Here is a 23,404-nt window from a genome sequence, read left to right on the forward strand (position 1 = left end):
CATCCCAAGGAGAAAGGCTTCATGGAAATAGAAGAATTCGGCTACAAGCAAGAGTTGAAACGCAGCCTGTCACTGACCGACCTGGTGGTATACGGGATGATCTTCATGATCCCCATCGCACCGTTTGGTGTTTATGGCTACGTCAACGCCGAGGCACCGGGGCTGGTACCGCTGGCCTACATCATCGGCATGGTGGCGATGCTCTTCACTGCCTTGAGTTACGGCAGCATGGCTCGGGCCTTTCCGATTGCCGGCTCGGTTTACTCCTATGCGCAACGGGGCCTGAACCAGCACGTAGGGTTTATCGCCGGTTGGCTGATGCTCCTCGATTACCTGCTGATTCCGCCGCTGCTGTATGTATACGCGGCCATGGCGCTGAATCATTTGTACCCGGACATTCCGAAGGTCGGTTTCATCCTGGCCTTCCTGGTCAGTGCGACGTTCGTCAATTTGCGGGGCATCACCTTCACCGCGCGAATGAACATCCTCTTTCTGCTGGCGCAACTGGTGGTGCTGGGGATCTTCCTGTTTTACGCCTGGAACGCGCTGCACAGCGGCGGCGGTAACGGTCAGCTGACCCTGGCGCCGTTGTACAACCACGAGACGTTCAACTTCGCCCTGCTGATGCAAGCGGTGTCGATTGCGGTGCTGTCGTTCCTCGGTTTCGATGCGATTTCCACCCTCGCCGAAGAGATCAAGGGTGACCCGGGCCGCAGCGTCGGCAAGGCCGCGCTGATTACGCTGGTGGTCATGGGTGTGATCTTCGTCGTACAGACCTGGATTGCGACTGATCTGGCGGCCGGCATGGGTTTCAAATCGGCCGACACGGCTTTTTATGAAATCGCTGAACTCGCGGCCGGCAGCTGGCTGGCAACCCTGACCGCCGTGGCGACGGCGCTGGCCTGGGGCGTTGCGGTGGCAATCACCTCTCAAGCGGCAGTATCTCGTCTGCTGTTCGGCATGGCCCGGGACGGCAAGCTGCCGAAAGTACTGGCCAAGGTTCACCCCAAACACAACACGCCGTATGTGAGCATCTACCTGGTGGCCGTGCTGTCGCTGCTGATCTGCTACCTGTTCATCAACTCGGTGGACACCCTCACCGCACTGGTGAACTTCGGCGCACTGAGCGGTTTCATGTTGCTGCACCTGACGGTCATCAACTACTACTGGCGTCGGCAGAAATCCGGCCAGGTGATCCGTCACCTGATCTGCCCGGTGATCGGCTTCATCATTGTCGCGGCCATCATGTACAACATGGGTGTCGATGCACAGAAGCTCGGCCTGATCTGGATTGCCCTGGGCCTGGTCTATCTGTTTGTACTCAACAAACTGGGCACCCGTGCGGTACTGCCCGACCCAAGCAATGGCTGACAAGAAAAAGAGCGGCGTCTGACAACAATTCAGGCGACCGCCGATATATCGCGTGGAAACCGACAGTGATAGTCAAGTTCGGTGCTAACCGCCGAACCCTTTGATACAGGAGTGCATCCATGCTGGTCTTACGCCCAGTCGAGTTAACCGACCTGCCCCAGTTGCAGCAACTGGCGCGCGACAGCCTGGTAGGCGTCACGTCCTTGCCGGACGACACCGAATGCCTGCGCGAAAAGATTCTCGACTCCTGCGCCTCATTCGAAAAAGACGTTGAAGGTCATGGCCCAGAGAATTACTTCTTCGTGCTGGAAGATCTGACCCGAGAGCGTTTGGTGGGTTGCTCGGAAATCCTTGCCACCGCCGGTTTCAGCGAGCCGTTCTACAGCCTGCGCAACCGGCATTTCACCAGCGCCTCGCGGGAGCTGAACATCGAGCACGGCGTGCCCGCGCTGTCGCTGTGTCACGACCTCAGTGGCCATACCTTGCTGCGAGGTTTTCATATTGACGCAGCGCTGGTGCGAACACGCTTCTCTGAACTGCTGTCCCGGGCGCGGCTATTGTTCATCGCCGCCCACTCGCAGCGCTTTTCCGAAGCCGTCATCACCGAGATCGTCGGCTTCAGCAGCGATGAAGGGCACTCGCCGTTCTGGGATGCGGTGGGCAAGCATTTCTTCGACCTGCCCTACGCCGAGGCCGAGCGACTTTGCGGCCTGGAAAGCCGAACCTTCCTCGCCGAACTGATGCCGCAATACCCGATCTACGTGCCGATGCTGCCCCAGGCGGCGCAGGACTGCATCGGCCGCATCCACCCCGATGGCCAGGAGGCCTTCGATATCCTCGAGCGCGAAGGCTTCGAGACCAACAGCTACATCGACCTGTTCGACGGCGGTCCAACGTTGTATGCGCGCACTCCGGGTATCCGCTCCATCGCCCAGAGCCAGACCGGCACGGCAAAACCGGGTGCGCCGATCGATGCCCGTGGCAGCTATCTGGTGAGCAACGATTCGCTGAAGGATTATCGCGCCATTGTCGCCGATCTGGATTACCAGGCCGGGCAACCTGTGGGGTTGAGCGCCGAGATGTGCGCCGCCCTGAACGTGACCGAAGGCAGCCCGATCCGGCTGATCGCCCTGTGAGCATCACCCGGCCCCGCGCCCAACGACAGCGCCCGAGCGGGCGTGCAGAAGGAGTTGCATCATGATTGTCCGCCCGGTTCACGTCACCGACCTGCCCGCCTTGCTGAACCTGGTGCGCCAGGCTGGCCCCGGCTTCACCACCCTGCCGGCCAACGAGGAACGCCTGAGCCACCGGGTGCGCTGGGCCCAACGAACCTTCGCCGAACAGGTCGAACGCGCCGATGCCGATTACCTTTTCGTACTCGAAGACGACGATCAACAACTGGTGGGCGTCAGTGCCCTGGTGGGCGCCGTGGGCCTGCGCGAGCCCTGGTACAACTACCGGGTCGGGCTCACGGTCAGTTCGTCACCGGACCTGGGTATCCAGCGACAGATTCCGACGTTGTTCCTGAACAATGAAATGACCGGCCAATCGGAGATTTGCTCGCTGTTTCTGCGACCCGATCAACGCCAGGGCAGCAACGGTCGATTGCTGTCGTTGGGGCGTTTGTTGTTTGTTGCCGAGTTTCCGCACCTGTTCGGCGACAAACTCATCGCCGAACTGCGTGGCAGCGCCGACGAACATGGCTGTTCACCGTTCTGGGACAGCCTGGGCCGGCACTTCTTCAAGATGGATTTCAGCCACGCCGATCACTTGTCTGGGCTGGGCAGCAAGTCGTTCATCGCGGAACTGATGCCACGCCAACCGCTCTACACTTGCCTGCTCACGGAACAGGCCCAGGCCGTGATCGGTAAGGCACACCCAAACACCGAACCGGCCCTGAAGATCCTCACCGCCGAAGGTTTTGCCCATAAGGGTTACATCGACATCTTTGACGCCGGCCCGGTGATCGAAGCCCCGGTCTCGAACATCCGCGCCGTGCGCGACAGCCAACCGCTGCTGCTGGTTATCGGTACGCCCGACGAGCAGGCGCCGGTATGGCTGATCCACAACCGTCGCCTGGAAAACTGCCGCATCACCGCCGCCCAGGCCAGGCAGGTGGGCAACAGCCTGATCGTCGACCGCCTCACCGCCAAACGCCTGCAACTGCAACCCGGCAACTCGGTACGCGCCGTGCCGCTGCTCAATCAACAGCAGCAGGCGGTGGCGGCCTGATCGGATTCTGAAACCTCTCCACACCTGTGGCGAGGGAGCTTGCTCCCGCTGGGCTGCGAAGCGGCCCCCAAAGCCGATACCACTTTTCTTCAGACAGTTCGCGTTCGTTGATTTTACGACTACTGCGTAGTCGAGCGGGAGCAAGCTCCCTCGCCACAGGAAAGGCGCCATCTTCCTAGTGCAAAAATTCGTCATCATCCTTCCCCCGCTCGCGTGATAGCCTTTTGTTCCTTCGGCGTTGACACTTTTGCTCAAGCCCTTCCATTCCCATTGCAGTGGTGGAACTCATATGTCCAGGCTTTCTCATCAAGATTTGCGCCGTAACTTTCGCGAGCTGTTCGCTTCCAGCGCCTGCTATCACACGGCGTCGGTCTTCGACCCGATGTCGGCCCGCATTGCCGCTGACCTGGGTTTTGAAGTGGGGATCCTTGGCGGTTCGGTCGCATCGTTGCAGGTATTGGGCGCCCCCGACTTTGCCTTGATCACCCTCAGCGAGTTTGCCGAGCAGGCCACGCGCATTGGCCGTGTTGCCCAACTGCCGGTCATCGCCGACGCCGACCACGGCTACGGCAACGCGCTCAACGTCATGCGCACCATCGTCGAACTTGAACGCGCCGGTGTGGCCGCCCTGACCATTGAAGACACGCTGCTGCCCGCCCAGTTCGGCCGCAAGTCCACCGACCTGATCGGGGTGGCAGAAGGCGTCGGCAAGATTCGTGCGGCACTGGAAGCACGGGTCGATTCGGAAATGGCAATCATCGCCCGCACCAACGCCGGGATCCTGCCGGTGCAGGAAGTCATCAGCCGTACCTGTCATTACCAGCAGGCCGGTGCGGACGGGGTTTGCATGGTGGGCGTGCGGGACTTCGACCACCTCGAACAAATCGCCGAGCACCTGAGCGTACCGCTGATGCTGGTCACCTACGGCAACCCGTTGCTGCGCGACGATAAACGCCTGGCCGAACTGGGCGTGCGGGTCACCATCGACGGCCACGGCGCCTACTTCGCCGCGATCAAGGCCACGTATGACAGCCTGCGGGAACAACGGCAGATCTTTACTCAGGCGTCGGACCTGAATGCGACCGAGTTGACTCACACCTATACGCAGCCTGAGGAATACATCCGTTGGGCGGAAGAGTTTATGAGCGTTAAGGAATAGCGGTTTAGCAGACGTCGAAGTAGTGACTGCAATGGCCCCTTCGCGAGCAGGCTCGCTCCCACATTGGATTGGCGGTGTTCACGAATCTTGTGTTCACCCAAAATCCCTGTGGGAGCGAGCCTGCTCGCGATAGCGTCAGATGCCACACCACTAAACTGCGGTTTTGAACCCCTCCTCCCGCTGCAACGCTCTCGCCTGAACCACATCCAGCATCGCGCAGCCTTCGCGCATCAGCAGATGAACCGCCCGGGTAACGCGCGTCAGATCGCAATCGGAAATGTCTTTGAGGTTCAGGCTGGACAAGGTGTCCGCCAGATCGCGAACCACGGTGAAGCGGTGCGCCGCGCAGGCAGCGAGGTCGCTGAGTTCTTTGTGGGTGTTGATGAAGAGCACCGGGGTTTCGGCGTCGTAGGTGTCGATGGGGAGGTAACGGGGCATGACTTGGTCGAACATGGGTGTAACTCCAAATAGAGCAACCACCGTTCGCGGCCAAGCGAATTAGGTGGCAGCTGTGTGCGGGTTGGCCGACCGGCACACCCACACATCCGGCACACCCAAGGGTGTCCCGCGCACAGCTGCCATAACACGATGTTCAGACATAAAAAGGTCTAAACAATGACGCTGATGCGTTTGGGGTGACCGACCGGCCAAGGTCGTTCGCGGTGTTTTCCGCGAGCCCGAACTATAGGGGTCGATGCCGAAACGCGGCAACAGGGTACGTCGTAGGAAACGTCTTGGAAAGTTGTGGGGTGGTTTTGACGGCGGTGTCCGGCTTGAGAAACACCCCTCACCCTAACCCTCTCCCCAGAGGGTAGAGGGGACTGACCGAGTTGTTTTGGCTATTTGCTGCGACCTGAGAGATTGAGTCGAACTAAGATTTCCCCAACAGCAAAGCACTTAAAAATCGCATTCAATTTTGTTCGTTCACGTCGCCTGATTCCTCAAGAAACCCACAGTCAGTCCCCTCGCCCCTCAGGGGAGAGGGTTAGGGTGAGGGGTCGATCCAACTGACCCACCACCCCCCTCAAAACCGCACGCAATTCAGTGGGCCTTAGCCAACTCCATAATCATCCGCGACAACAAATAAATCCGCGGCGCCACGCTCTCAACCTCCGCGTACTCCTCCGGCGTATGAATATTGCCGCCAACAATCCCGAACCCATCCAGCGTCGGCGTGCCCACACCCGCGGACAGGCTGGCATCCGCCGCCCCACCGCTACCTTCTTCCGTCAACTTGCGCCCAATCTCCCCGTAAATCCCCTGAGCCATGGCCATCAACCGATCCGATTCCGGCGTTTGCGGCATCGGCGGTAATCCGCGCTGAAGGGTGGTGGTGACTTCTGTGTCAGCAATCAGCTTGTCTTTGGAAACCCGCGCCAGGTCCTTCTCGATCCGGTCAAACTCTTCCGGCACCGCCGCCCGCACATCGGCCTTGGCGGTGGCTTGATCCGGAATCACGTTGGTGCGGTCGCCGGCCTTGAGCACGGTGAAGTTGATGGTGGTTTTCTTCTCTGCGTCGCCCAGTTTGCCGAGTTGCAAAATCTGGTGCGCCGCTTCCATGGCGGCGTTGCGTCCCAGCTCTGGCGCGACACCGGCATGAGCCGCCTTGCCCTTGACCTCGACCACGGCGGTGGCACTGCCTTTGCGCCACACCACCAGGCCATCGGCCGGGCGGCCGGGTTCGAGGTTGAGGGTGACGTCGTGGGCCTTGGCGGTTTTCTTGATCAGGTCGGTGGCGATGTCCGAGCCGGTTTCTTCGCTGGCGTCGAGCAGGAAGGTGATTTGCGCGTAGTCCTTGAAGTCGAGGTTTTTCAGGACTTTCAGCGCGTAAATCCCGGCAACGATGCCGCCCTTGTCATCCATCACGCCCGGTCCGTAGGCACGGCCGTCCTTGATGTGGAACGGACGCTCGGCGGCCGAACCTTCCTTGAAGACGGTGTCCATGTGCGCCATCAGCAGGATTTTTGCCTTGCCGGTGCCTTTCAGGGTCGCGATCACGTGGCTGCTTTTGTCCGGGGTATTGGGCACCAGTTCAATGGTCGCGCCGAGCTTTTTCAGTTCGTCGGTGGCGATGTCACGTACTTGAGACAGGCCCGGTTCATAACCGGAACCGGTGTCGATGTTCACCAAACGTTCGAGTAACTTCAGGGCTTCATCCTTGTACTGTTCGGAATCGGCGAGGACTTGTTTGTGCGGTTCGGCGAAGGCTGCGGGAGCGAAAGCGCCGAGAGCGAGGGTCAGGCCAAGGCTGGTGGCCAGCAGGGAGCGAGGGAGCTTGAACGTCATGAATCGATCCTTGTTTCGTGTCGGGGGTGAAAAACACCCTACCTGACTACGGCGCAAGGCTCTAGACCGAATGCGACACTTGCAACGCGAAGAGCGGATGCGGAGCGTCCATGGCTCCATTCCCACGCAGGAGTGTGGGCGGTTCACACCGAATCAAGTAATTCGTGATGCGGTTCGCCATCGCCGCAACAGATGACGCGGTTGCGACCGGTGGCTTTGGCTTCGTAGAGCGCCTGGTCGGCGTCGTTGAGCCACCGGGTCGCGTCGGTGTGGGCCGGGTTGAAGGCGGCCAGGCCGATGCTCAGGCTGACTGTCAGCGCCGGGCTCTGCTCATAGCCCAAGGTGGCGAAACGATCACGCAGGGCATCCATGGCGGCCGCAGCGCTCGTGAGCGGAAGGTCCGGGAGGATCACACAGAATTCGTCGCCACCGTAGCGCCCGGCAACATCCGCCGCGCGCAGGTTCTGCTTGAGCATTTTGCTCAACTGACGCAGGACGATGTCCCCGGCAACGTGGCCGTAGGTGTCGTTGATGGATTTGAAATGATCGATGTCGATCAGCGCAATCGCCCCGCCCTGCTGCTGACGTTTGCAACGCTGGAATTCGACTTCCAGTTGATCCTTCCAGGCGCCGTGGTTCAGCAGGCCGGTGAGGCTGTCGGTGCGGCTCAGGGCCAGTAATTCACGCTTTTGTCGGCCGAGGGTGTGGGCCTGGCGGAAGCAGATCCAGCCCAATGCCAGCGGATACAAACACATCAAGGGCAAACAGGCATACAGCTGCATTGGGCTGGTTTGCGGGATGAAGGCGGGAGAGAAAATCAGCAGTCCGACGCCCATCCCCAGAATCTGCGCCACGGTTCCCGCCAACAGGAAACGCAAACCGCCAATGGCCACATTGTTCATCGCCATCATGGCCAGAGTCGTCGCGCCGGGCAGCGGATTGAAGTGCATGGCTGCGACCCAAAAGCCGCCAAGAAAGGCGTCCACCAGCAGGTTGCGGTGTTCGGCGTGATAAGGCACTTGCGCGCGGCGCGCCCATTGATAAGCCAGGTGCGGCCAGAGTACAGCGTTAAGCAGCATCGCCACCCAGACCCACGGTGCGGGGTTGAGTGGATACATCGCCGCGCTCACGAGCAACAGCCCCAAAGCCAAACCCAGGGTTCGCGATGTATAGAGCCTCCTGGCCAGTGAAAGTCCTTTTCCTCCCGTTTTTCCCATAGAGGCCTCTGCGCCACTGAACGGAACCTGAAGACACAAGGGTTTCAAGTGCGGTGAGAGTCTATCAGGGCAGCGGCAAATAGCCATCACCGGCTGGCGGGCTGAATACCAAGGCATCGCCATGAGGCGAGCGCCCAATGTTTGGCTATACATGAAAGGAGGGTTCGATCAATAACGATAAAAAGGGAGGCCCATGCAAACCTTTCAAGTGTTGATCATCGGCAGCGGTTTTGGCGGTCAGTGTGCGGCGATCAATTTGCTCAAGGCAGGCATCGGCGATTTCCGCCTGCTGGAACGACGGGACTTTTTCGGCGGCACCTGGTGCCAAAACACCTACCCTGGTGCCGCGGTCGACGTGCCCTCGCCGCTCTATTCGCTGTCCTTCGCGCCCTACCGCTGGACGCAAATGTTCGCCGAGCAGGCCGAACTGCACCACTACACCCAGTACGTGGTGGAGCACTTCGGCCTGCGAGACAAGGTGGAACTGCAGGCCAATGTCGAGCGCATCGAATGGGACGATGACGGCAAACGCTGGGCGGTGCACACCGCCAGCCAAGGCACGTTCCATGCGCAGTTCCTGATCAACGCCACCGGGCCGCTGAGCCAACCCGTGATTCCACACTTCGAGGGCCAGGAGCGGTTTCAGGGCAAGACTTTTCACACCAACAACTGGGATCACGCCTACGATTACCGGCAAAAACGCGTGGCCATCGTTGGCAGCGGCGCCAGCGCCGCCCAGGTGATTCCGACGATTGCCCCGGACGTCGAGCATTTGCATGTATTCCAGCGCACGCCTCACTGGGTATTGCCTAGGGCCGACCGCGCCTTTGGGCCTTTCCAGCGTTGGTTGCTGGGGCTCAAACCGGCCTACAAACTGTTGCGCTGGATGATCTACTGGCTGTTCGAAACCCGAGTGATTGCCTTCAAGTATTCGAAACCAGCGATCCGCTTGGTCCAGCAACACGCCCTGCGCTTTCTCAAACGGCAAGTGCCCGACCCACAATTGCGAAAGAAACTGACGCCCGACTATGCCATCGGCTGCAAACGGATAATCGTCTCAAGCACCCTGTACCCGGCGCTGGGTCGCACTAACGTGAGCCTGCACGGCCGCGAGCAAGGCATCGCCTCCATCGATGAAACCGGCATCGTCACCCAGGACGGCCAACACATCGACCTGGACTTGATCGTCTGGTCCACCGGTTACGACGCCACCGACGGGGTGATTTCCTACCCGGTCACCGGCAAAAACGGCACACAACTCAAAGATTTCTGGGCCCTGTATCCGCGGGCCTATCTCGGCACCAGCCTGCCGAACTTCCCCAATCTGTTTATCGTCACCGGCCCCAACACGGGCATCGGCCACACCTCGGCGCTGTTCATCATCGAGTCTCAGATGAACTACATTCTCGATTGCATCCGCACGTTAAAAGAACACGGTTTGCGCAGCATCGAAGTACGCCCCGAAGCAGAACGTACCTACACTGAAATGATCCACCGGGAGATGGAACGCACCGTATGGAAGTCCGGGGGCTGCCACAGTTGGTATCAAAGCAAGAGCGGTCATGTGATTGCGATGTTTCCGGGGTTCAGTTTCAGCTATCACCGGTTGACCAGGGCGCTGAAACCCGCCGATCACATTCTGTCCTGATCACGTAGAAGGAAGATGCCTGATGCTTTTGTTGGTTGTCGCACTCGCAGTTTTCGCGGCCTGGAGCTGGTTGAGTTACCCGGCCATCGGTTATTGGCTCTATGACTTGAACATGTCGATAGAGGCCAAGCTGTATCGACTGCACAAAATTGTCGTGCCGATCGCCGAAATGACCGTTTCGACTTGGCAAGGCGGGCCGTACGAAGCGTCCAGCAGCGTGTTGATGCTCCATGGTTACAGCGCCGACAAGAACATCTGGCTGCGTTTTGCCCGGCACTTTGTCGGCAACTATCGGGTGATCATCCCCGATATCGCCGGCCATGGCGAAACCGGCTTCAAGGCGGGCGGCGGCTACGACATTCCTTTGCAGGCCAAGCGGATGATCCAGTTGCTTGATGTCTGCGGCGTCGAGAAAGTCCATGTGATCGGCAACTCGATGGGCGGTTATATGGCGGCGTGGCTGGCGGCCACGTACCCGGATCGCATCGTTTCGGTGGCCCTGATCGACCCGGCGGGTGTCACCGCCCCCGAAGCCAGCGACCTGGAGCGGCATTTGGCCAAGGGCCACAACCCGTTCCTGATTCACTCACGGGAAGAATTCCAGCGCTTCTACGCCATGACCATGGCCGAACCACCGTGGGTGCCCAAAGTGGTACTGGACGCCATCGCCCAGCGCTATGAACAGCAATGCGAGGAGCTGGAAGAAATCTTCAGAGACTTGCGCGCCAGCCCGCCGATGGAGCCAAAATTGCCCGACATCAAATGCCAGGCGCTGTTGCTGTGGGGGCGCAAGGACCGATTGATCGATGTCAGCAGCGTGGCGATCTGGAGCAAAGGCATCGCCGATCTGCGAGTGGAAGTCTGGGACCACACCGGTCATATGCCGATGGTGGAGCATCCGACGATCGCGGCGCGGTTGTATCGGGAATTTTTGGCATCGCTGCGTTCGGAACTTCCTGTGTAACAGCTGCCTTGTGGCGAGGGGATTTATCCCCGTTCGGCTGCGAAGCAGTCGTAAAATTTGAACGCACGGTCTATTTGATGCACCGCGTCGTCTGAATTCACGACGGCTTCGCCGCCGAACGGGGATAAATCCCCTCACCACAGCCTCGCAGGCTCGGCAGCTGCTACAAGCTGCTACAACCAGCAGTCCTTTGCAGAATGAAGTTCGTAAGATTCTTCGTTTGTCGGCGCCGCACAAGGCTGCGATCTTTTCCCGCATCCTTTACGTCACCGCACCAGGAATTGTTTTCATGAGCCACCCGAACTTCGTCAGCCCTGACCTGATCCGCCAACGCTTCTCCAAAGCGATGTCCGACATGTACCGCGAAGAAGTGCCGCTGTATGGCGCGCTGATGGAACTGGTGGAACAGACCAACCGTCACGTGCTGGACAACGATCCACAGATCGCCCGACAGTTGAACAGCACCGGTGAAATCCAGCGCCTGGACCTGGAGCGGCATGGCGCGATCCGTGTCGGCACCGCCGATGAACTGGCCACCCTCGCCCGGCTGTTTGCAGTGATGGGCATGCAACCGGTGGGTTATTACGACCTGACCCCGGCCGGCGTGCCGGTGCACTCCACGGCTTTTCGCGCGGTGCATGAAGCGGCGTTGCAGGTCAGCCCGTTCCGGGTATTCACCTCCCTGCTGCGCCTGGAACTGATCGAAGACCTGGAACTGCGAACGTTCGCCCAGTCGGTGCTGGATAAGCGCTCGATCTTCACCCCCACCGCGCTGACCCTCATCGATCGCGCCGAAACCCGGGGCGGCCTCACCGACCAGGAGGCCCAGGACTTCGTCGAGCAGGCGCTGGAAACTTTTCGCTGGCACCACAGCGCCACCGTGACCGCCGAGCAGTACCGCAAACTCAGCGCTCAGCATCGCCTGATCGCCGACGTGGTGGCATTCACTGGCCCGCATATCAACCACCTGACGCCGCGCACCCTGGACATCGACATCGTCCAGGCGCAAATGCCTGCCCACGGCATCACCCCCAAAGCGGTGATCGAAGGCCCGCCCCGCCGTCAGTGCCCGATCCTGCTGCGCCAGACCAGTTTCAAGGCCCTGGACGAACCTGTCGCCTTCACCGATCAAGCCGAGAATCGTGGCAGCCACAGCGCCCGTTTCGGCGAAATCGAGCAACGCGGCGCTGCACTCACCCCCAAGGGCCGGGCGCTTTACGACCGTTTGCTCAACGCTGCCCGTGATGAGTTGAAAGACTTCCCCAATGAAGCCAACGCCGCTCGCTACAACGCGCTGATGGCGCAGCACTTTGCAGAATTCCCTGACACCGTTGAGGGCATGCGCCAACAGGAACTGGCGTACTTTCGCTACTTCGTCACGGAAAAAGGCTTGGGGGCCGATGAGCTGAAATCGGGGTCGCTGGAAGATCTGCTCAGCGGCGGGTATTTGCGGGTTGAACCGTTGGTGTACGAAGATTTCCTGCCGGTTAGCGCAGCGGGGATTTTTCAGTCGAACCTGGGCGATGCGGCGCAAACCCACTATGGCGTGCAATCGAACCGGCAGGTGTTCGAGAAGGCGCTGGGGCGATCGACGATTGATGAGTTGGCGTTGTATGCCGAGACGCAGCGGCGCTCGATCGAGGAATGTTTCGCGCATTGAGCCTCGCGGTCTGAGGCGTAGCACGAACATGTAGCAGCTGGCGCAGCCTGCGTTCGGCTGCGCAGCAGTCGTAAAACCGGCAAACACGGTTTGTCTGAAGACCGCGGCGGCTGATACAACGACTGCTTCGCAGCCGAACGCAGGCTGCGCCAGCTGCTACACGTCAGATTTAGCGGAGCTTCGCCAACAGTTCTTGTGCCGCTGCCTCGGACGATGCCGGATTCTGACCGGTAATCAGCAAACCATCAGTGAGCACATAACTCGCCCAGTCAGCCCCCTTGGAATAGACACCACCCTTCTCCTTAAGCATGTCCTCCACCAAAAACGGCACAACCTTCGTCAGTTGCACAGCCTCTTCCTCGGAATTGGTAAACCCCGTCACACGCTTGCCTTTGACCAACGGCTGGCCGTCCGCGCCCTTGACGTCACGCAACACACCCGGTGCGTGGCAGACAGCCGCGACCGGTTTGCCTGCCTTGTAAAACGCCTCGATCAGGGCAATCGAAATTTTATCTTCGGCCAAATCCCACATCGGGCCATGGCCGCCCGGGTAGAAAATCGCGTCGTAATCTTCAGCTCTCGCGCTGCTCAGCAGGGCGGTAGACGCCAATGCGGACTGGGCGGCAGAATCTTTGCGAAAGCGATCGGTGGCTGCGGTTTGCGCGTCTGGCTCGTCGCTTTTTGGGTCCAGCGGTGGTTGACCACCCTTGGGCGAGACCAGCGTCAGTTGAGCGCCAGCGTCCTTGAAGGCGAAGTACGGCGCGGCAAATTCTTCCAGCCAGAAGCCGGTTTTCTTACCCGTATTACCCAATTGATCGTGTGACGTTAGAACCATCAGGATTTTCATGTCGTTCTCCTTGAATTCGCAGATGTTCATTCATCTCGGCGCTGAGTTTGACCTCCAGTCAGCAGTGTTCGTTGCACCTGTCACACTAGCGCTTCTGCTGCCGGTTATCGGCCAATGAGACGATTGGTCACCCCGATGATGGCTAACCGCCTTGATGCGCAAGAAGTTGCGCACTCAACGGTGCGAAAGCCCATCCCGGGGGGCTGATCGCCCGGCCTGCCAGGCGCCCCAGCCAAGTGCGCAAGAAGTTGCGCAGTGCTGCGCAACTTCTTGCGCACATTCACCGGCGATCGCTGCCGAAGATTCTCCACGAGGTCTTAAAAACCTCTCAACCACTTGATTTATATAGTCTTAACCGTTTCTGGCACGGACCTTGATGACAGTCAGGCACCCACCGGGCGATACCGCCTCCCGGGCACCCTAACTTTTAGCAAGGAGCACATCCATGGCTACACCAGCGTACATGTCCGTCACTGGCGAGAAACAAGGTCTGATCACTGCCGGCGCATTCACCGCCGACTCGGTTGGCAACACCTACCAGGAAGGTCACGAAGACCAGGTCATGGTTCAGGCTTTCAGCCACGACGTGATCATCCCGCGTGACCCGCAGTCCGGCCAACCGACCGGTCAGCGCGTCCACAAGCCAGTCGTGATCACCAAGGTGTACGACAAGGCTTCGCCACTGCTGCAGGCGGCTCTAACCTCCGGCGAGCGCATGAGCGAAATCGTTATCCAGTGGTACCGCACTTCGGCTCAAGGTACCCAAGAGCACTACTACACCACCAAGCTGGAAGACGCGATCATCGTCGCCATCAACAACAAGATGCACAACTGCCAGGATCCGTCGAACTCGCACTTCACTCACCTGGAAGAAGTGCAATTCACCTACCGCAAAATCACCTGGACCCACGAAGTATCCGGTACTTCGGGTTCCGATGACTGGCGTCAGCCGGTCGCCTGATCCAGGCCGACCGTCTCAAGCATCGGCCAGCTCTGCTGGTCGATGTTGTTTTCGCCCTTCCAGAATTTTGCGTCTGCTGATTCCTTTTTCCGGTATTGGCGAACGCCGCAGCACTGCACGAGGAACAAGGGATGTTCGCGCCGGCCAATCAAACTCACTTTGCCCTGACCATCGAAGGTCTTTCCAGCGACTTCCAGGTTCTTTCCCTGCAAGGTCGGGAAGCCATCAGCCAGCCTTTTGTGTTTGAGGTGGAGCTGGTCAGTGAACAGCCGTCCCTGGACCTCGAGACCCTGCTGCACAAACCGGCCTTTTTGCAGCTCTCGCCTGACGGCAGCGGCATTCATGGCCAGATCTACCGCGCCGCCCAGGGTGATTCCGGCAAACGCCTGACCCGTTACGCGGTGACCCTGCGCCCGCAACTGTCTTACCTGGCGCACCGTATCAACCAACGCATCTTCCAGAACCTCACCGTACCGAAAATCGTCGGCATGGTCCTCGAAGAGCACGGCATCCAAAGCAATGCCTACGAATTCAAAGTCGGGGCGATTTATCCCGAGCGCATTTACTGCGTTCAGTACGATGAATCGGACCTGCAGTTCATCCAGCGCCTGTGCGAGGAAGAAGGTATCCACTACCACTTTCAGCACAGCGCCACGGCCCACAAGCTGGTGTTCGGCGATGACCAGACGGTATTCCCGAAACTCGCACCCGTGGCCTACCAGCAAGACTCCGGCATGGTCGCCAACGAGCCGGTGATCAAGCGCTTCGACCTGCGCCTGGAAACCCGCACCAGCCGCACCACCCGCCGCGACTACGACTTCGAAAAACCGCGCCTGACCCTGGAAAGCGAGAACCGCGGCGACGCCCTGCCCGACCTCGAAGACTACGACTACCCCGGTCGCTTCATCGACCGCGAACGCGGCAAGCACCTGGCCAAACGCGCCCTGGAACGTCACCGCAGTGACTTCCAGCTCGCCGAAGGCAAAAGCGATCAGCCGTTGCTGGTCAGCGGCCACTTCCTGGCCCTGACCCAACACCCGAAAGCCAAATGGAACGACCTGTGGCTACTGACCGAAATCCTCCACGAAGGCAAACAGCCACAAGTGCTGGAAGAGTCGGTCACCAGCGACACCACCAACCTGAAAGACGATTTCCACCAGGGCTACCGCAACCGTTTCCAGGCCACCCCGTGGGACGTGCCGAACCGCCCGCCGCTAAACCATCCCAAACCGCGCATCCTCGGCAGCCAGAGCGCCGTCGTCACCGGGCCAAAAGGTGAAGAGATCCACTGCGACCAATACGGTCGCGTCAAAGTGCAGTTCCACTGGGACCGCGAAGGCCAGGCCGACGACAAGACCAGCTGCTGGCTGCGCGTCTCCTCCGCCTGGGCCGGCGCCCACTACGGCGGCATCGCAATTCCGCGGATCGGCATGGAAGTGCTGGTTTCGTTTTTGGAAGGCGACCCGGATCAACCGCTGATCAGCGGCTGCCTGTACCACAAGGAAAACGTCGTCCCCTACGCCTTGCCCGCGAACAAAACCCGCAGCACCTTCAAAACCCTGAGCTCACCCGGTGGCGGCGGTTACAACGAACTGCGCATCGAAGACAAAAAAGGCCAGGAACAAATCTTCTTGCACGCCCAGCGCGACTGGGACGAAAACGTCGAGCACGACCAGAAAGTCCGCGTCGGCAACGAACGCCACGACACCGTCGAGCAAAACAGCTACAGCGAATTCAAAGCCGAAGAACACCACACCGTCTACGCCGACCGCAAAGTCGAAACCCGCGCCAACGACCACCTCACCGTGGGCGTCAACCAGCACATCAAAGTCGGCACCGGCCAGTTCATCGAAGCCGGCCAGGAAATCCACCTGAGCAGCGGCATGAAAGTCGTGCTCGAAGCCGGCAGCGAACTCACCCTCAAGGGCGGCGGCAGCTTCATCAAGATCGACGGCAGCGGCGTCACCCTGAGCGGCCCGGCGATCAACATGAACTCCGGCGGCAGCCCGGGCAGCGGCACCGGCGCGGCACCGCTGATGCCTGGGGCGTTGAAGCAGGCTGATGCAGATAAAGCAGGTGCGGTGCTGACCCCGGCCCAAGTCAACACCCTCAAACGCAACGCACCGTTCTGTGAAGAGTGCGAAAAATGTAAGGCAGGTGCTTGTGCGATCTGATCTGTTGACTCCACAGGCGTGGCTGGCTGAATGGCCGTTGAAGACGGGTGAGCGGTTGTACTTGATTGTTAGCGCGGCCAGTGATGCCGAAGCGCTCAAGACGCTTTATCAAAAAGAACCAACAACCCAGGCGACTCCGATTTGGGGTGGTACACCTTATGCGGGCTGGCAGCCGGTGATGCCCTACCTCATCGAGTTGAAACCCAACTCAAGCTTCCTGCCGTGGATTGCCGAAACCGATGCTCAGGACTGGGGTTGGTTGGCGGTGTCCACCAGTGAGCCGGATGTGGTGTTCGAACATCTGCGCAGCCTCACCCAAGTGCGGATGCCGGATGGGACGGAAGTGTTTTTCCGGTTTTGGGATGGACGGCATATCTATCCGATTCTGGAAGGCCTCGGCGATGCCGCCGGTGAGGTGCTGCCGGTGTTTGATCGGTATCTGATTAATGGGAAGAGTCTGGAGGTGGGGCCGCGTGCGGTGCCTCCGGCGAAAGACTGGCCGTGGTGGGAAGTGCCGAAGACGTTGCTTGATGGCCTGACCAAGCAAAACCCGTCGACCGTAATAGGCAACATGATGCAGTGGTTGAAGGAGGATCATGCCGATCTGTACTTCTCGTTTCCCGAATCCAACCTGCGAACAAAAGTGGCGCGCTTCGTAAAACGCACGCCACTCACGGAAGAAAATTTCACCGGGCTGTTGAAGGCCCATCTGGAAAATGAGGTGGCTGTATGAGCATTTTGATGGGTTCGATCGTTGGGAACCTGACAGCGAAACAACCAGATGCTCAGGCCATCATCAGTGACTTCAAGAAGTGCCTGAAGGATTACCGTGAGCATGCCGAGGCCTGGTACGGCGGAGTCCTGGACGCGGAACAGCAATTCAAGGTCGGTGATGAGGTCCACACTCAGGACAAGGACAGCAAAAAGGAAAACACCCTTTATGCCAACTGCCCGGCAAACGGCAAACTCACGCTTGTGCATAGCTTCGAGTCTGCGCGATTTGTTCCCATCGGTAATACACCGGTAAGGCTGACACCTGTGGTCGATGGCCGATTCATTGGCAAGAACGAAGTCGGCCCGACCATCAACAAAACCATCGACTCAACCGGAATTCTGGAAGTCTCCGGGCTCACCCCCAATCAGCAATACAAGATCACGTTCTTCCCCAATCCCACGCCAGCCCAGATCGATAGCCTGTTCAACTCCTATCAGGGCGTGATTGGTGAGCTGAGTGGATGGCTGCAAACCGAGTGGAGCACCAGTTTCCTGCCTCTGTGGCAAGCGCATACCGATGCATCGCTAGGCGGCCGTGCCCTGCAAGAGCTGGAAGCCGCGTGGGAAGGTTTCCTCAAAGCGATCATGGGTTTGTGGGGCGATATCAAGAGCCTCTATGACCTGGTCGCAAACCCTCGCAAGAACTACGAGAAGCTGAAAAACTTCTTCACCGAAGAACAGATCAAGAAGATTTATGACGCCTCAACAGAGGCCATCCACACAGCCTTGCTGATCGCCAGCGATGAGCCGCTGATGTGGATCTATGTCGCTGCCATCATGGCGTGGGTGAAAATGCTGCCGCCGCAGACCTGCACGGAAGTGCTGGCGCAAATGAGCACAGAATTCTTGCTGAACATTCTGGTCGGTGTGGTTCTGACTGGTGGTCTGGGCTTGGCCGTACGTGTGGGTACGAAGGCAATCAAGGGTGTGCAAAGCAGCGGTAAAGTCATAAAACTGATTGAAGACTTTACTGGCATGCTGATGAAAGTCAGCAAATCCAAGGCGGCGCCGCATACCGAGGCCTCGAAGCCATTACTGCTTAATGGAGATGCGGCGTTTAACCCGGCGCGCAAAGCTGACATTCAGATTGCAGCTCCCAAACCCGCCGAAACTGCAACGCACCCGAAACAAAAACAACCTTCCAGCGGCGGAGAAGTGAAATCCGATGCGCAGGTTCAGGTCCGTAAAAAAGATGAGCCTGCCTCGCGTGCCGAGCAAGTAGAACCAGTCGACAACGCTCCCGATCAGTCGAAAAATCCAGCAGATCAACCATCCAAGTGTGCCAACGATACCTGCACCAAAGATGACCCCATTTCGATGGTAACCGGCGAGGAATTGTTGACCCTGACTGACGGTGAACTTTCGGGTTCACTGGCTCTGGAGTGGACGCGCCTATACCGCAGTAGTGCAGTTGAAATAGATAGCCGTCTCGGCCATGGCTGGAGTCACTCGCTCTCTCATCGTTTGCAACTCGACGGTGAAGGCGTTCTTTGGATCGACAATGAAAACCGCCAAACCCGCTTCCCAATGCCGACTGAACAGCGGCCATCTATTACAAATAGCTTGGCACAAGCGGCAATCTTCTTGGGTGATGCGCCTGGCGAACTCATTCTGACGCAGGCCGGGCCAAAAGCACGGTACTACCATTTCCGGGCCGGGCGACTGATGACCATTAGTGACGCCTATGAAAATCGCCTGCACCTCAGCTATGACTTTGTTGACCGAATTCAACGCATTGACAATGGTGCTGGGCGATCCCTTCTGCTTCGTTATGATGATCGCCACATCGTGGCAGTCGATCAACAGCAACTGCGTCCTGAGTACAACGAACGCGGTGAACGTCAGGATCCCTGGCTGACCATCCAGACGCTGGTTACCTATCGCTACAACACCCGCAATCAACTCGTATGCGCGATCAATGCGGTAGGCGAAGCCGAGCATTACAGATACAACGACCAACACGTCATCGTAGAGCGGCAACTGGCCGGCGGCGCCAGCTTCTTCTGGGAATGGGAACGAGAAGGCAAACACTCCCGTTGCGTCCGTCACTGGGCCAACTACTCGCAACTGGAAGCGCGATACGAATGGGATGACAAAGGCTCGGTCACCGCTTACAACTCGGACGGCAGCACGCAGGTCTACGTGCATGATGAAAATGCACGCTTGATCAGCGAGACCGCACCCGATGGCGGTGAAACGCAAAACGCCTATGACGATCAAGGTCGACTGGTCGCGGTTAAAGACGCGATGGGAGCGATCACTGAATATCAATACAGCGACGCTGGACGCTTGATTGCCGTGATCCCAGCGGAAGGTGTGCCGACCCGTTACAACTATTTCAACGGCCAACTCATCGATGTACAGCGTGGCAAAGCCCGCTGGAAATACGAGCGTAACCGTCAGGGTGACATCACCCAACAAACCGACCCCGACGGCAACGAAACCCACTACAGCTATGATCGTCAGGGGCGCCTGCTCGAAATTCGCCACCCCGACGGCAGTCGCCATCAATTGGGCTGGAACAACCTTGGTCAGTTGCTGGAAGAACGTCTCCCTAATGGCGGTCAACGCAAATACCGTTACGATGCACTAGGCCGGCAGATCACTCGCCAAGACGAATTCGGCACGATCACCCAATACCAATGGGACGCCGTTGATCGTCTGACCCAAGTCACCCTGCCCGGCGGCGCCACCCGCGCTTTCACCTATAACCCGTATGGCCGGGTCACCGCCGAACGCGACGAACTCGGACGCATCACCCGCTACGAATACGCCGACAACCTGCACCTCGTCAGCCGCCGCATCAATCCGGACGGCAGCCAACTGCGCTATCGCTACGACAACTCGCAACTCAACCTCACCGAAATCGAGAACGAACGCGGCGAACGCTACCTGCTCGACTACTACCCGAACGGCCTGATCCAACAGGAAACCGGCTTCGACGGTCGCCGCACCGCCTACGAGTACGACCTCAACGGCCAGTTGCTGAAGAAAACTGAATTCGGCGACGACGGCAGCGAACTGGTCAGCGAATACCAGCGCGATGCCTCCGGTCGTCTGCTGGTCAAGACCCTGCCCGACGGCGAAGAGATTCACTATAGCTACGATGCACTGGGTCGTCTGGTAAACGTCGACGACGGCAATTGGCCGCTCGCCTACGAATACGACGTGCAGGATCGCCTGATCACCGAGCATCAGGGCTGGGGCACCACGCGTTACGAATACGACAGCGTCGGCCAGTTCAAACACTGCCGTCTGCCCGACGGCAGCACACTCGAGTACCGCCATCTGTCCGGCGGTCGCCTGAGTAGCATCGACCTCAACGGTTCACGTCTGACAAGCCACCAATTCAACGCTGGTCGCGAACAACAACGCCAGCAAGGCCTGCTACTCAGCCAATACCAATACGATGAACAGGGCCGACTACAAGCTCACAGCGTTAGCCAGCGGGATAAAAATCTGTTCCAGCGTCGCTACAAATACGACGCCAATGGCAACCTCGCAGGCGTCGACGACAGCCGCAAAGGCAACCGCAGCTACCACTACGACCCACTCGACCGCCTCATCAGCGTTCGCGGCGCGACACCGGAAAGCTTCGCCCACGACCCGGCGGGCAACCTGCTCAGCCAGAATAACGAAGGCACGGCCAACCTCGCCAACGTCAAGGGTAATCGTCTGCTCATGCAGGGCGACCGCCATTACGACTACGATGCCTATGGCAACCTGATCCGTGAGCGCCGTGGTGCCAGCCAGAAACTGGTCACCGAATACCGTTACGACTGCCAGCATCGCCTGATCGGTGTGAGCATGCCCGGTGGCAACACCACATCGTACAAATACGACGCCTTTGGCCGCCGAATCGAAAAAACCGTGGACGGCCACACCACAGAGTTCCTCTGGCAAGGCGACCGCCTGATCGCCGAAAGCGCAGAAAACCGCTACCGCAGTTACATCTACGAACCGGGTACCTTCCGTCCCTTGGCGATGCTCGACGGCGAAGGTCCGCGCAGGGCCACTCCGCTCTATTACCAGCTCGACCACCTCGGTACACCGCAGGAACTGACTGACTATAGCGGCGAGATTATGTGGTCGGCCAAGTACCGGGCCTATGGCAACCTTGCAGCCTTGGACGTCAGTGAAATAGACAACCCATTGCGCTTCCAGGGTCAGTATTTCGATGCGGAGACAGGCTTACATTACAACCGTCACCGCTACTACAATCCGGGCACTGGACGTTTTTTGACACCGGATCCGATCCAGCTTGCGGGTGGGTTGAATAGCTACCAGTACGTGCCTAACCCGACGGGGTGGATTGATCCGCTGGGTTTGACTGGATGCCCGGGGCAAAAGAAATTTAAAAGGGGTGATAAATTCTATGGATCCCGTAGAGCCGCATTCCAAGATGCAAAACGTGATGCGAGAATTCCTACGACAGCAGAACCAACTGATGTGAAGCGGATTCCTCTTACCAAGGAAGCTGAGAATGGCGGTACTGAGTTCGTACGTGATGCTGAAGGAAATACTGTTATGACTAGAGAGTACCATTATAAAAACATTGATAATGAACGCGTCGTCATTCAAGAACATTCGTATGGACATGAAGACTTCCCTTCTACACATGCATCGCACAAACCACATTTCAATGTTAGAGAGTACAATCCCGAAACAGGAGATGCTCATCGAACTAAAACATTCCACCTCAAAAGTGTGGCCAATCATTACGTGTTTGAGTAATCTAAAATGTGGACATCATCAATATCAAACAAAAAACAGTGGACTTCTATTTTTGGAGAAGACTACTCCCCTACCAGCATGCGCACTTCTTACGTCATGCTGGACGGAAACTCTATATGCTTAAAACTATGCAGCCAAGTAGAACAAGCAGTCGCCCCTAAGAAATGGCTGGAAAAAGATTATAACGAGTACGAATTCCAGATTTACATAATAAATGTAGAAAATTTCAATGTAGAAAATTTCAATTTCAGCGGCCCCACTACTATAACCGTTACTCAAGATGACTCAAACTACAAAGTCACACTTGGGTTTGGAAACTCATGTACAGCCACATGCAATGCAAAAAACATTACCATAGCAAATATTAAGGCATACCATAACGATGGCGCAGTGTAGCAAAAGAACATCCAAATCAGCTCACACCAAGAGAACTGCCTAAAAAACTAACAAAACTCACCTCAACGCTTCAAAGCAAAAATGTAAAGAAAGGGGACTAAAGGGGACGGACTAAAGGGACTAATGGGTGTCCCCTTTTGGCTATAAGCGACTTGAATCCAGTAGGTACTACATATGGAGTTAAAAAGCTTGTTTCCGACCCTCCACATTGGTCAACCGATGGACATTAAACATACACTTTTCATCATTCTGACTATTTTTTCAGGGTCAGTATTTTCCCAAGACACTGGATTTGGATTCGTTAAAAACAATCCAGACGGGCAAACTTATTTATATACAACCCAGAATATTTCAAGCAACGAAGTCATTTCAGTCCAATTCCCTCAGGATGGAACCGTTGCTTGCTGCAAGTTAACAAAGACAACTGGGAAAAAACAGCAGCAGGGCGATGCAATGGACCTGCTCAACGAATCCGACATGCACATCTATGGGCTTGACATTCAATACACAGCGCCTTTCATCGGCATAGCTGTAGTTGGTAAAAATGCAACCGAAAACGGCGTCTCAGCCGTTGAGGTCAAGGACCAAGCTACAACTATCAGCACCTGCTTGAGTCAAGAAGGCGTTCATCTCTTCTCGAGAAAACATGGGAGTTTGAACGGTCACTTGTATTTGAGCCTAGGATACGATGCAGAGCCAACGTCAAATTCTTGCGAAACGGAAAATGCTGAGTCCGTTCCGACCGACGTCTCCGGCTACATCAAAAACAGAGACAACTGTGATTCTTTGCGCGGAGATATTCCTGAACGGGACCCCGCCGACCCGAAAAATCTCGATCGTGTCATCAGCGATATAAATAAATATTGCAAGGGCACCGACCAGCAGCTGAAGCAGTTGAAAGAAAAATACTCCGGAAACGAAAGCGTTGAGAAGTTGCTCTCGACTTACGAAGAAAACATTGAAGCTGATATGAGTTTTTAG

General features: G+C 57.8%; 18 protein-coding genes. 13 read left to right on the top strand and 5 right to left on the bottom strand.

The window, feature by feature from the left end; all coding sequences use genetic code 11:
- Positions 1-21: 21 nt before the first annotated feature.
- The 4 genes from ACYZTW_RS21110 (at position 22) to ACYZTW_RS21125 (ending at position 4,762) form a co-directional block, all read left to right on the top strand.
- Entirely contained in the window at positions 22-1,371 is a 1,350-nt protein-coding gene (locus tag ACYZTW_RS21110; RefSeq protein WP_462001645.1) for an APC family permease, read from the top strand.
- Positions 1,372-1,490: 119 nt separating this feature from the next.
- Positions 1,491-2,507 (top strand): arginine N-succinyltransferase, encoded by a 1,017-nt coding sequence (locus ACYZTW_RS21115; protein WP_462001646.1) that lies wholly within the window; start codon positions 1,491-1,493, stop codon positions 2,505-2,507.
- Between the two features lie 61 nt (positions 2,508-2,568).
- Complete coding sequence (gene astA / locus ACYZTW_RS21120) at positions 2,569-3,603, top strand: arginine N-succinyltransferase (protein ID WP_462001647.1); 1,035 nt, start codon at positions 2,569-2,571, stop codon at positions 3,601-3,603.
- A 289-nt stretch (positions 3,604-3,892) separates the two neighbouring features.
- A complete protein-coding gene (locus ACYZTW_RS21125; RefSeq protein WP_462001648.1) occupies positions 3,893-4,762 on the top strand; it encodes an isocitrate lyase/PEP mutase family protein in 870 nt (289 codons plus the stop codon).
- Positions 4,763-4,912: 150 nt separating this feature from the next.
- Here the strand turns inward: ACYZTW_RS21125 and ACYZTW_RS21130 are convergent, their stop codons facing one another.
- From ACYZTW_RS21130 to ACYZTW_RS21140, 3 genes are all read right to left on the bottom strand, one after another.
- Positions 4,913-5,215 (bottom strand): hypothetical protein, encoded by a 303-nt coding sequence (locus ACYZTW_RS21130; RefSeq protein ID WP_462001649.1) that lies wholly within the window; start codon positions 5,213-5,215, stop codon positions 4,913-4,915.
- A gap of 588 nt (positions 5,216-5,803) precedes the next feature.
- The gene (locus ACYZTW_RS21135; protein WP_462001650.1) at positions 5,804-7,048 is read right to left on the bottom strand and encodes a M20/M25/M40 family metallo-hydrolase; all 1,245 of its coding nucleotides are present in this window, start codon (positions 7,046-7,048) and stop codon (positions 5,804-5,806) included.
- A gap of 143 nt (positions 7,049-7,191) precedes the next feature.
- Entirely contained in the window at positions 7,192-8,265 is a 1,074-nt protein-coding gene (locus ACYZTW_RS21140) for a diguanylate cyclase (RefSeq protein ID WP_462001651.1), read from the bottom strand.
- Positions 8,266-8,458: 193 nt separating this feature from the next.
- On the opposite strand from ACYZTW_RS21140, the gene ACYZTW_RS21145 reads away from it, so the two are divergent.
- From ACYZTW_RS21145 to hglS, 3 genes are all read left to right on the top strand, one after another.
- Positions 8,459-9,913, top strand: coding sequence for a flavin-containing monooxygenase (locus tag ACYZTW_RS21145; protein ID WP_462001652.1), 1,455 nt, complete (start codon positions 8,459-8,461; stop codon positions 9,911-9,913).
- A 22-nt stretch (positions 9,914-9,935) separates the two neighbouring features.
- On the top strand, positions 9,936-10,877 hold the full coding sequence (locus tag ACYZTW_RS21150; RefSeq protein WP_462001653.1) for an alpha/beta fold hydrolase: 942 nt from the start codon (positions 9,936-9,938) through the stop codon (positions 10,875-10,877).
- Between the two features lie 289 nt (positions 10,878-11,166).
- Positions 11,167-12,537: a 2-oxoadipate dioxygenase/decarboxylase HglS gene (gene hglS / locus ACYZTW_RS21155; RefSeq protein WP_462001654.1), complete on the top strand. Its 1,371-nt coding sequence runs from the start codon at positions 11,167-11,169 to the stop codon at positions 12,535-12,537.
- 169 nt (positions 12,538-12,706) lie between these two features.
- Here hglS and ACYZTW_RS21160 read toward each other — a convergent pair whose 3' ends face one another.
- Positions 12,707-13,384, bottom strand: coding sequence for a type 1 glutamine amidotransferase domain-containing protein (locus ACYZTW_RS21160; RefSeq protein ID WP_462001655.1), 678 nt, complete (start codon positions 13,382-13,384; stop codon positions 12,707-12,709).
- 445 nt (positions 13,385-13,829) lie between these two features.
- Here ACYZTW_RS21160 and ACYZTW_RS21165 point away from each other — a divergent pair, with 445 nt between their 5' ends.
- Entirely contained in the window at positions 13,830-14,345 is a 516-nt protein-coding gene (locus ACYZTW_RS21165; protein ID WP_054051032.1) for an Hcp family type VI secretion system effector, read from the top strand.
- On the opposite strand, the gene ACYZTW_RS21170 is transcribed toward ACYZTW_RS21165, so the two are convergent.
- Complete coding sequence (locus ACYZTW_RS21170; protein ID WP_462001656.1) at positions 14,330-14,473, bottom strand: hypothetical protein; 144 nt, start codon at positions 14,471-14,473, stop codon at positions 14,330-14,332. The two genes, ACYZTW_RS21165 and ACYZTW_RS21170, sit on opposite strands and share 16 nt — an antisense overlap.
- 3 nt (positions 14,474-14,476) lie before the next feature.
- Between ACYZTW_RS21170 and ACYZTW_RS21175 the strand changes: the two genes are divergently transcribed.
- The 5 genes from ACYZTW_RS21175 to ACYZTW_RS21195 all read left to right on the top strand — a co-directional run bounded on the left by ACYZTW_RS21175 (position 14,477) and on the right by ACYZTW_RS21195 (position 23,404).
- Positions 14,477-16,519, top strand: coding sequence for a type VI secretion system Vgr family protein (locus ACYZTW_RS21175; protein ID WP_462001657.1), 2,043 nt, complete (start codon positions 14,477-14,479; stop codon positions 16,517-16,519).
- Positions 16,509-17,252, top strand: coding sequence for a DUF4123 domain-containing protein (locus tag ACYZTW_RS21180; RefSeq protein WP_462005814.1), 744 nt, complete (start codon positions 16,509-16,511; stop codon positions 17,250-17,252). Before ACYZTW_RS21175 ends, ACYZTW_RS21180 begins: the two co-directional genes overlap by 11 nt.
- Positions 17,249-22,027 (top strand): RHS repeat-associated core domain-containing protein, encoded by a 4,779-nt coding sequence (locus ACYZTW_RS21185; protein WP_462001658.1) that lies wholly within the window; start codon positions 17,249-17,251, stop codon positions 22,025-22,027. The genes ACYZTW_RS21180 and ACYZTW_RS21185 overlap by 4 nt, the downstream gene beginning before the upstream one ends.
- 6 nt (positions 22,028-22,033) lie before the next feature.
- Entirely contained in the window at positions 22,034-22,423 is a 390-nt protein-coding gene (locus ACYZTW_RS21190; RefSeq protein ID WP_462001659.1) for an Imm50 family immunity protein, read from the top strand.
- 174 nt (positions 22,424-22,597) lie between these two features.
- On the top strand, positions 22,598-23,404 hold the full coding sequence (locus tag ACYZTW_RS21195; RefSeq protein ID WP_462001660.1) for a hypothetical protein: 807 nt from the start codon (positions 22,598-22,600) through the stop codon (positions 23,402-23,404).

The sequence above is a fragment of the Pseudomonas sp. LB3P25 genome (assembly GCF_054897985.1).

Coding starts and splice junctions, on each gene's coding strand:
- ACYZTW_RS21150 (WP_462001653.1), top strand. CDS start 9,936: ATGCTTTTGTTGGTTGTCGCACTCGCAGTTTTCGCGGCCTGGAGCTGG.
- ACYZTW_RS21130 (WP_462001649.1), bottom strand. CDS start 5,215: ATGTTCGACCAAGTCATGCCCCGTTACCTCCCCATCGACACCTACGAC.
- ACYZTW_RS21160 (WP_462001655.1), bottom strand. CDS start 13,384: ATGAAAATCCTGATGGTTCTAACGTCACACGATCAATTGGGTAATACG.
- ACYZTW_RS21115 (WP_462001646.1), top strand. CDS start 1,491: ATGCTGGTCTTACGCCCAGTCGAGTTAACCGACCTGCCCCAGTTGCAG.
- ACYZTW_RS21195 (WP_462001660.1), top strand. CDS start 22,598: ATGGAGTTAAAAAGCTTGTTTCCGACCCTCCACATTGGTCAACCGATG.
- ACYZTW_RS21185 (WP_462001658.1), top strand. CDS start 17,249: ATGAGCATTTTGATGGGTTCGATCGTTGGGAACCTGACAGCGAAACAA.
- hglS (WP_462001654.1), top strand. CDS start 11,167: ATGAGCCACCCGAACTTCGTCAGCCCTGACCTGATCCGCCAACGCTTC.
- ACYZTW_RS21140 (WP_462001651.1), bottom strand. CDS start 8,265: ATGGGAAAAACGGGAGGAAAAGGACTTTCACTGGCCAGGAGGCTCTAT.
- ACYZTW_RS21135 (WP_462001650.1), bottom strand. CDS start 7,048: ATGACGTTCAAGCTCCCTCGCTCCCTGCTGGCCACCAGCCTTGGCCTG.
- ACYZTW_RS21110 (WP_462001645.1), top strand. CDS start 22: ATGGAAATAGAAGAATTCGGCTACAAGCAAGAGTTGAAACGCAGCCTG.
- ACYZTW_RS21125 (WP_462001648.1), top strand. CDS start 3,893: ATGTCCAGGCTTTCTCATCAAGATTTGCGCCGTAACTTTCGCGAGCTG.
- ACYZTW_RS21175 (WP_462001657.1), top strand. CDS start 14,477: ATGTTCGCGCCGGCCAATCAAACTCACTTTGCCCTGACCATCGAAGGT.
- astA (WP_462001647.1), top strand. CDS start 2,569: ATGATTGTCCGCCCGGTTCACGTCACCGACCTGCCCGCCTTGCTGAAC.
- ACYZTW_RS21190 (WP_462001659.1), top strand. CDS start 22,034: ATGTGGACATCATCAATATCAAACAAAAAACAGTGGACTTCTATTTTT.
- ACYZTW_RS21145 (WP_462001652.1), top strand. CDS start 8,459: ATGCAAACCTTTCAAGTGTTGATCATCGGCAGCGGTTTTGGCGGTCAG.
- ACYZTW_RS21165 (WP_054051032.1), top strand. CDS start 13,830: ATGGCTACACCAGCGTACATGTCCGTCACTGGCGAGAAACAAGGTCTG.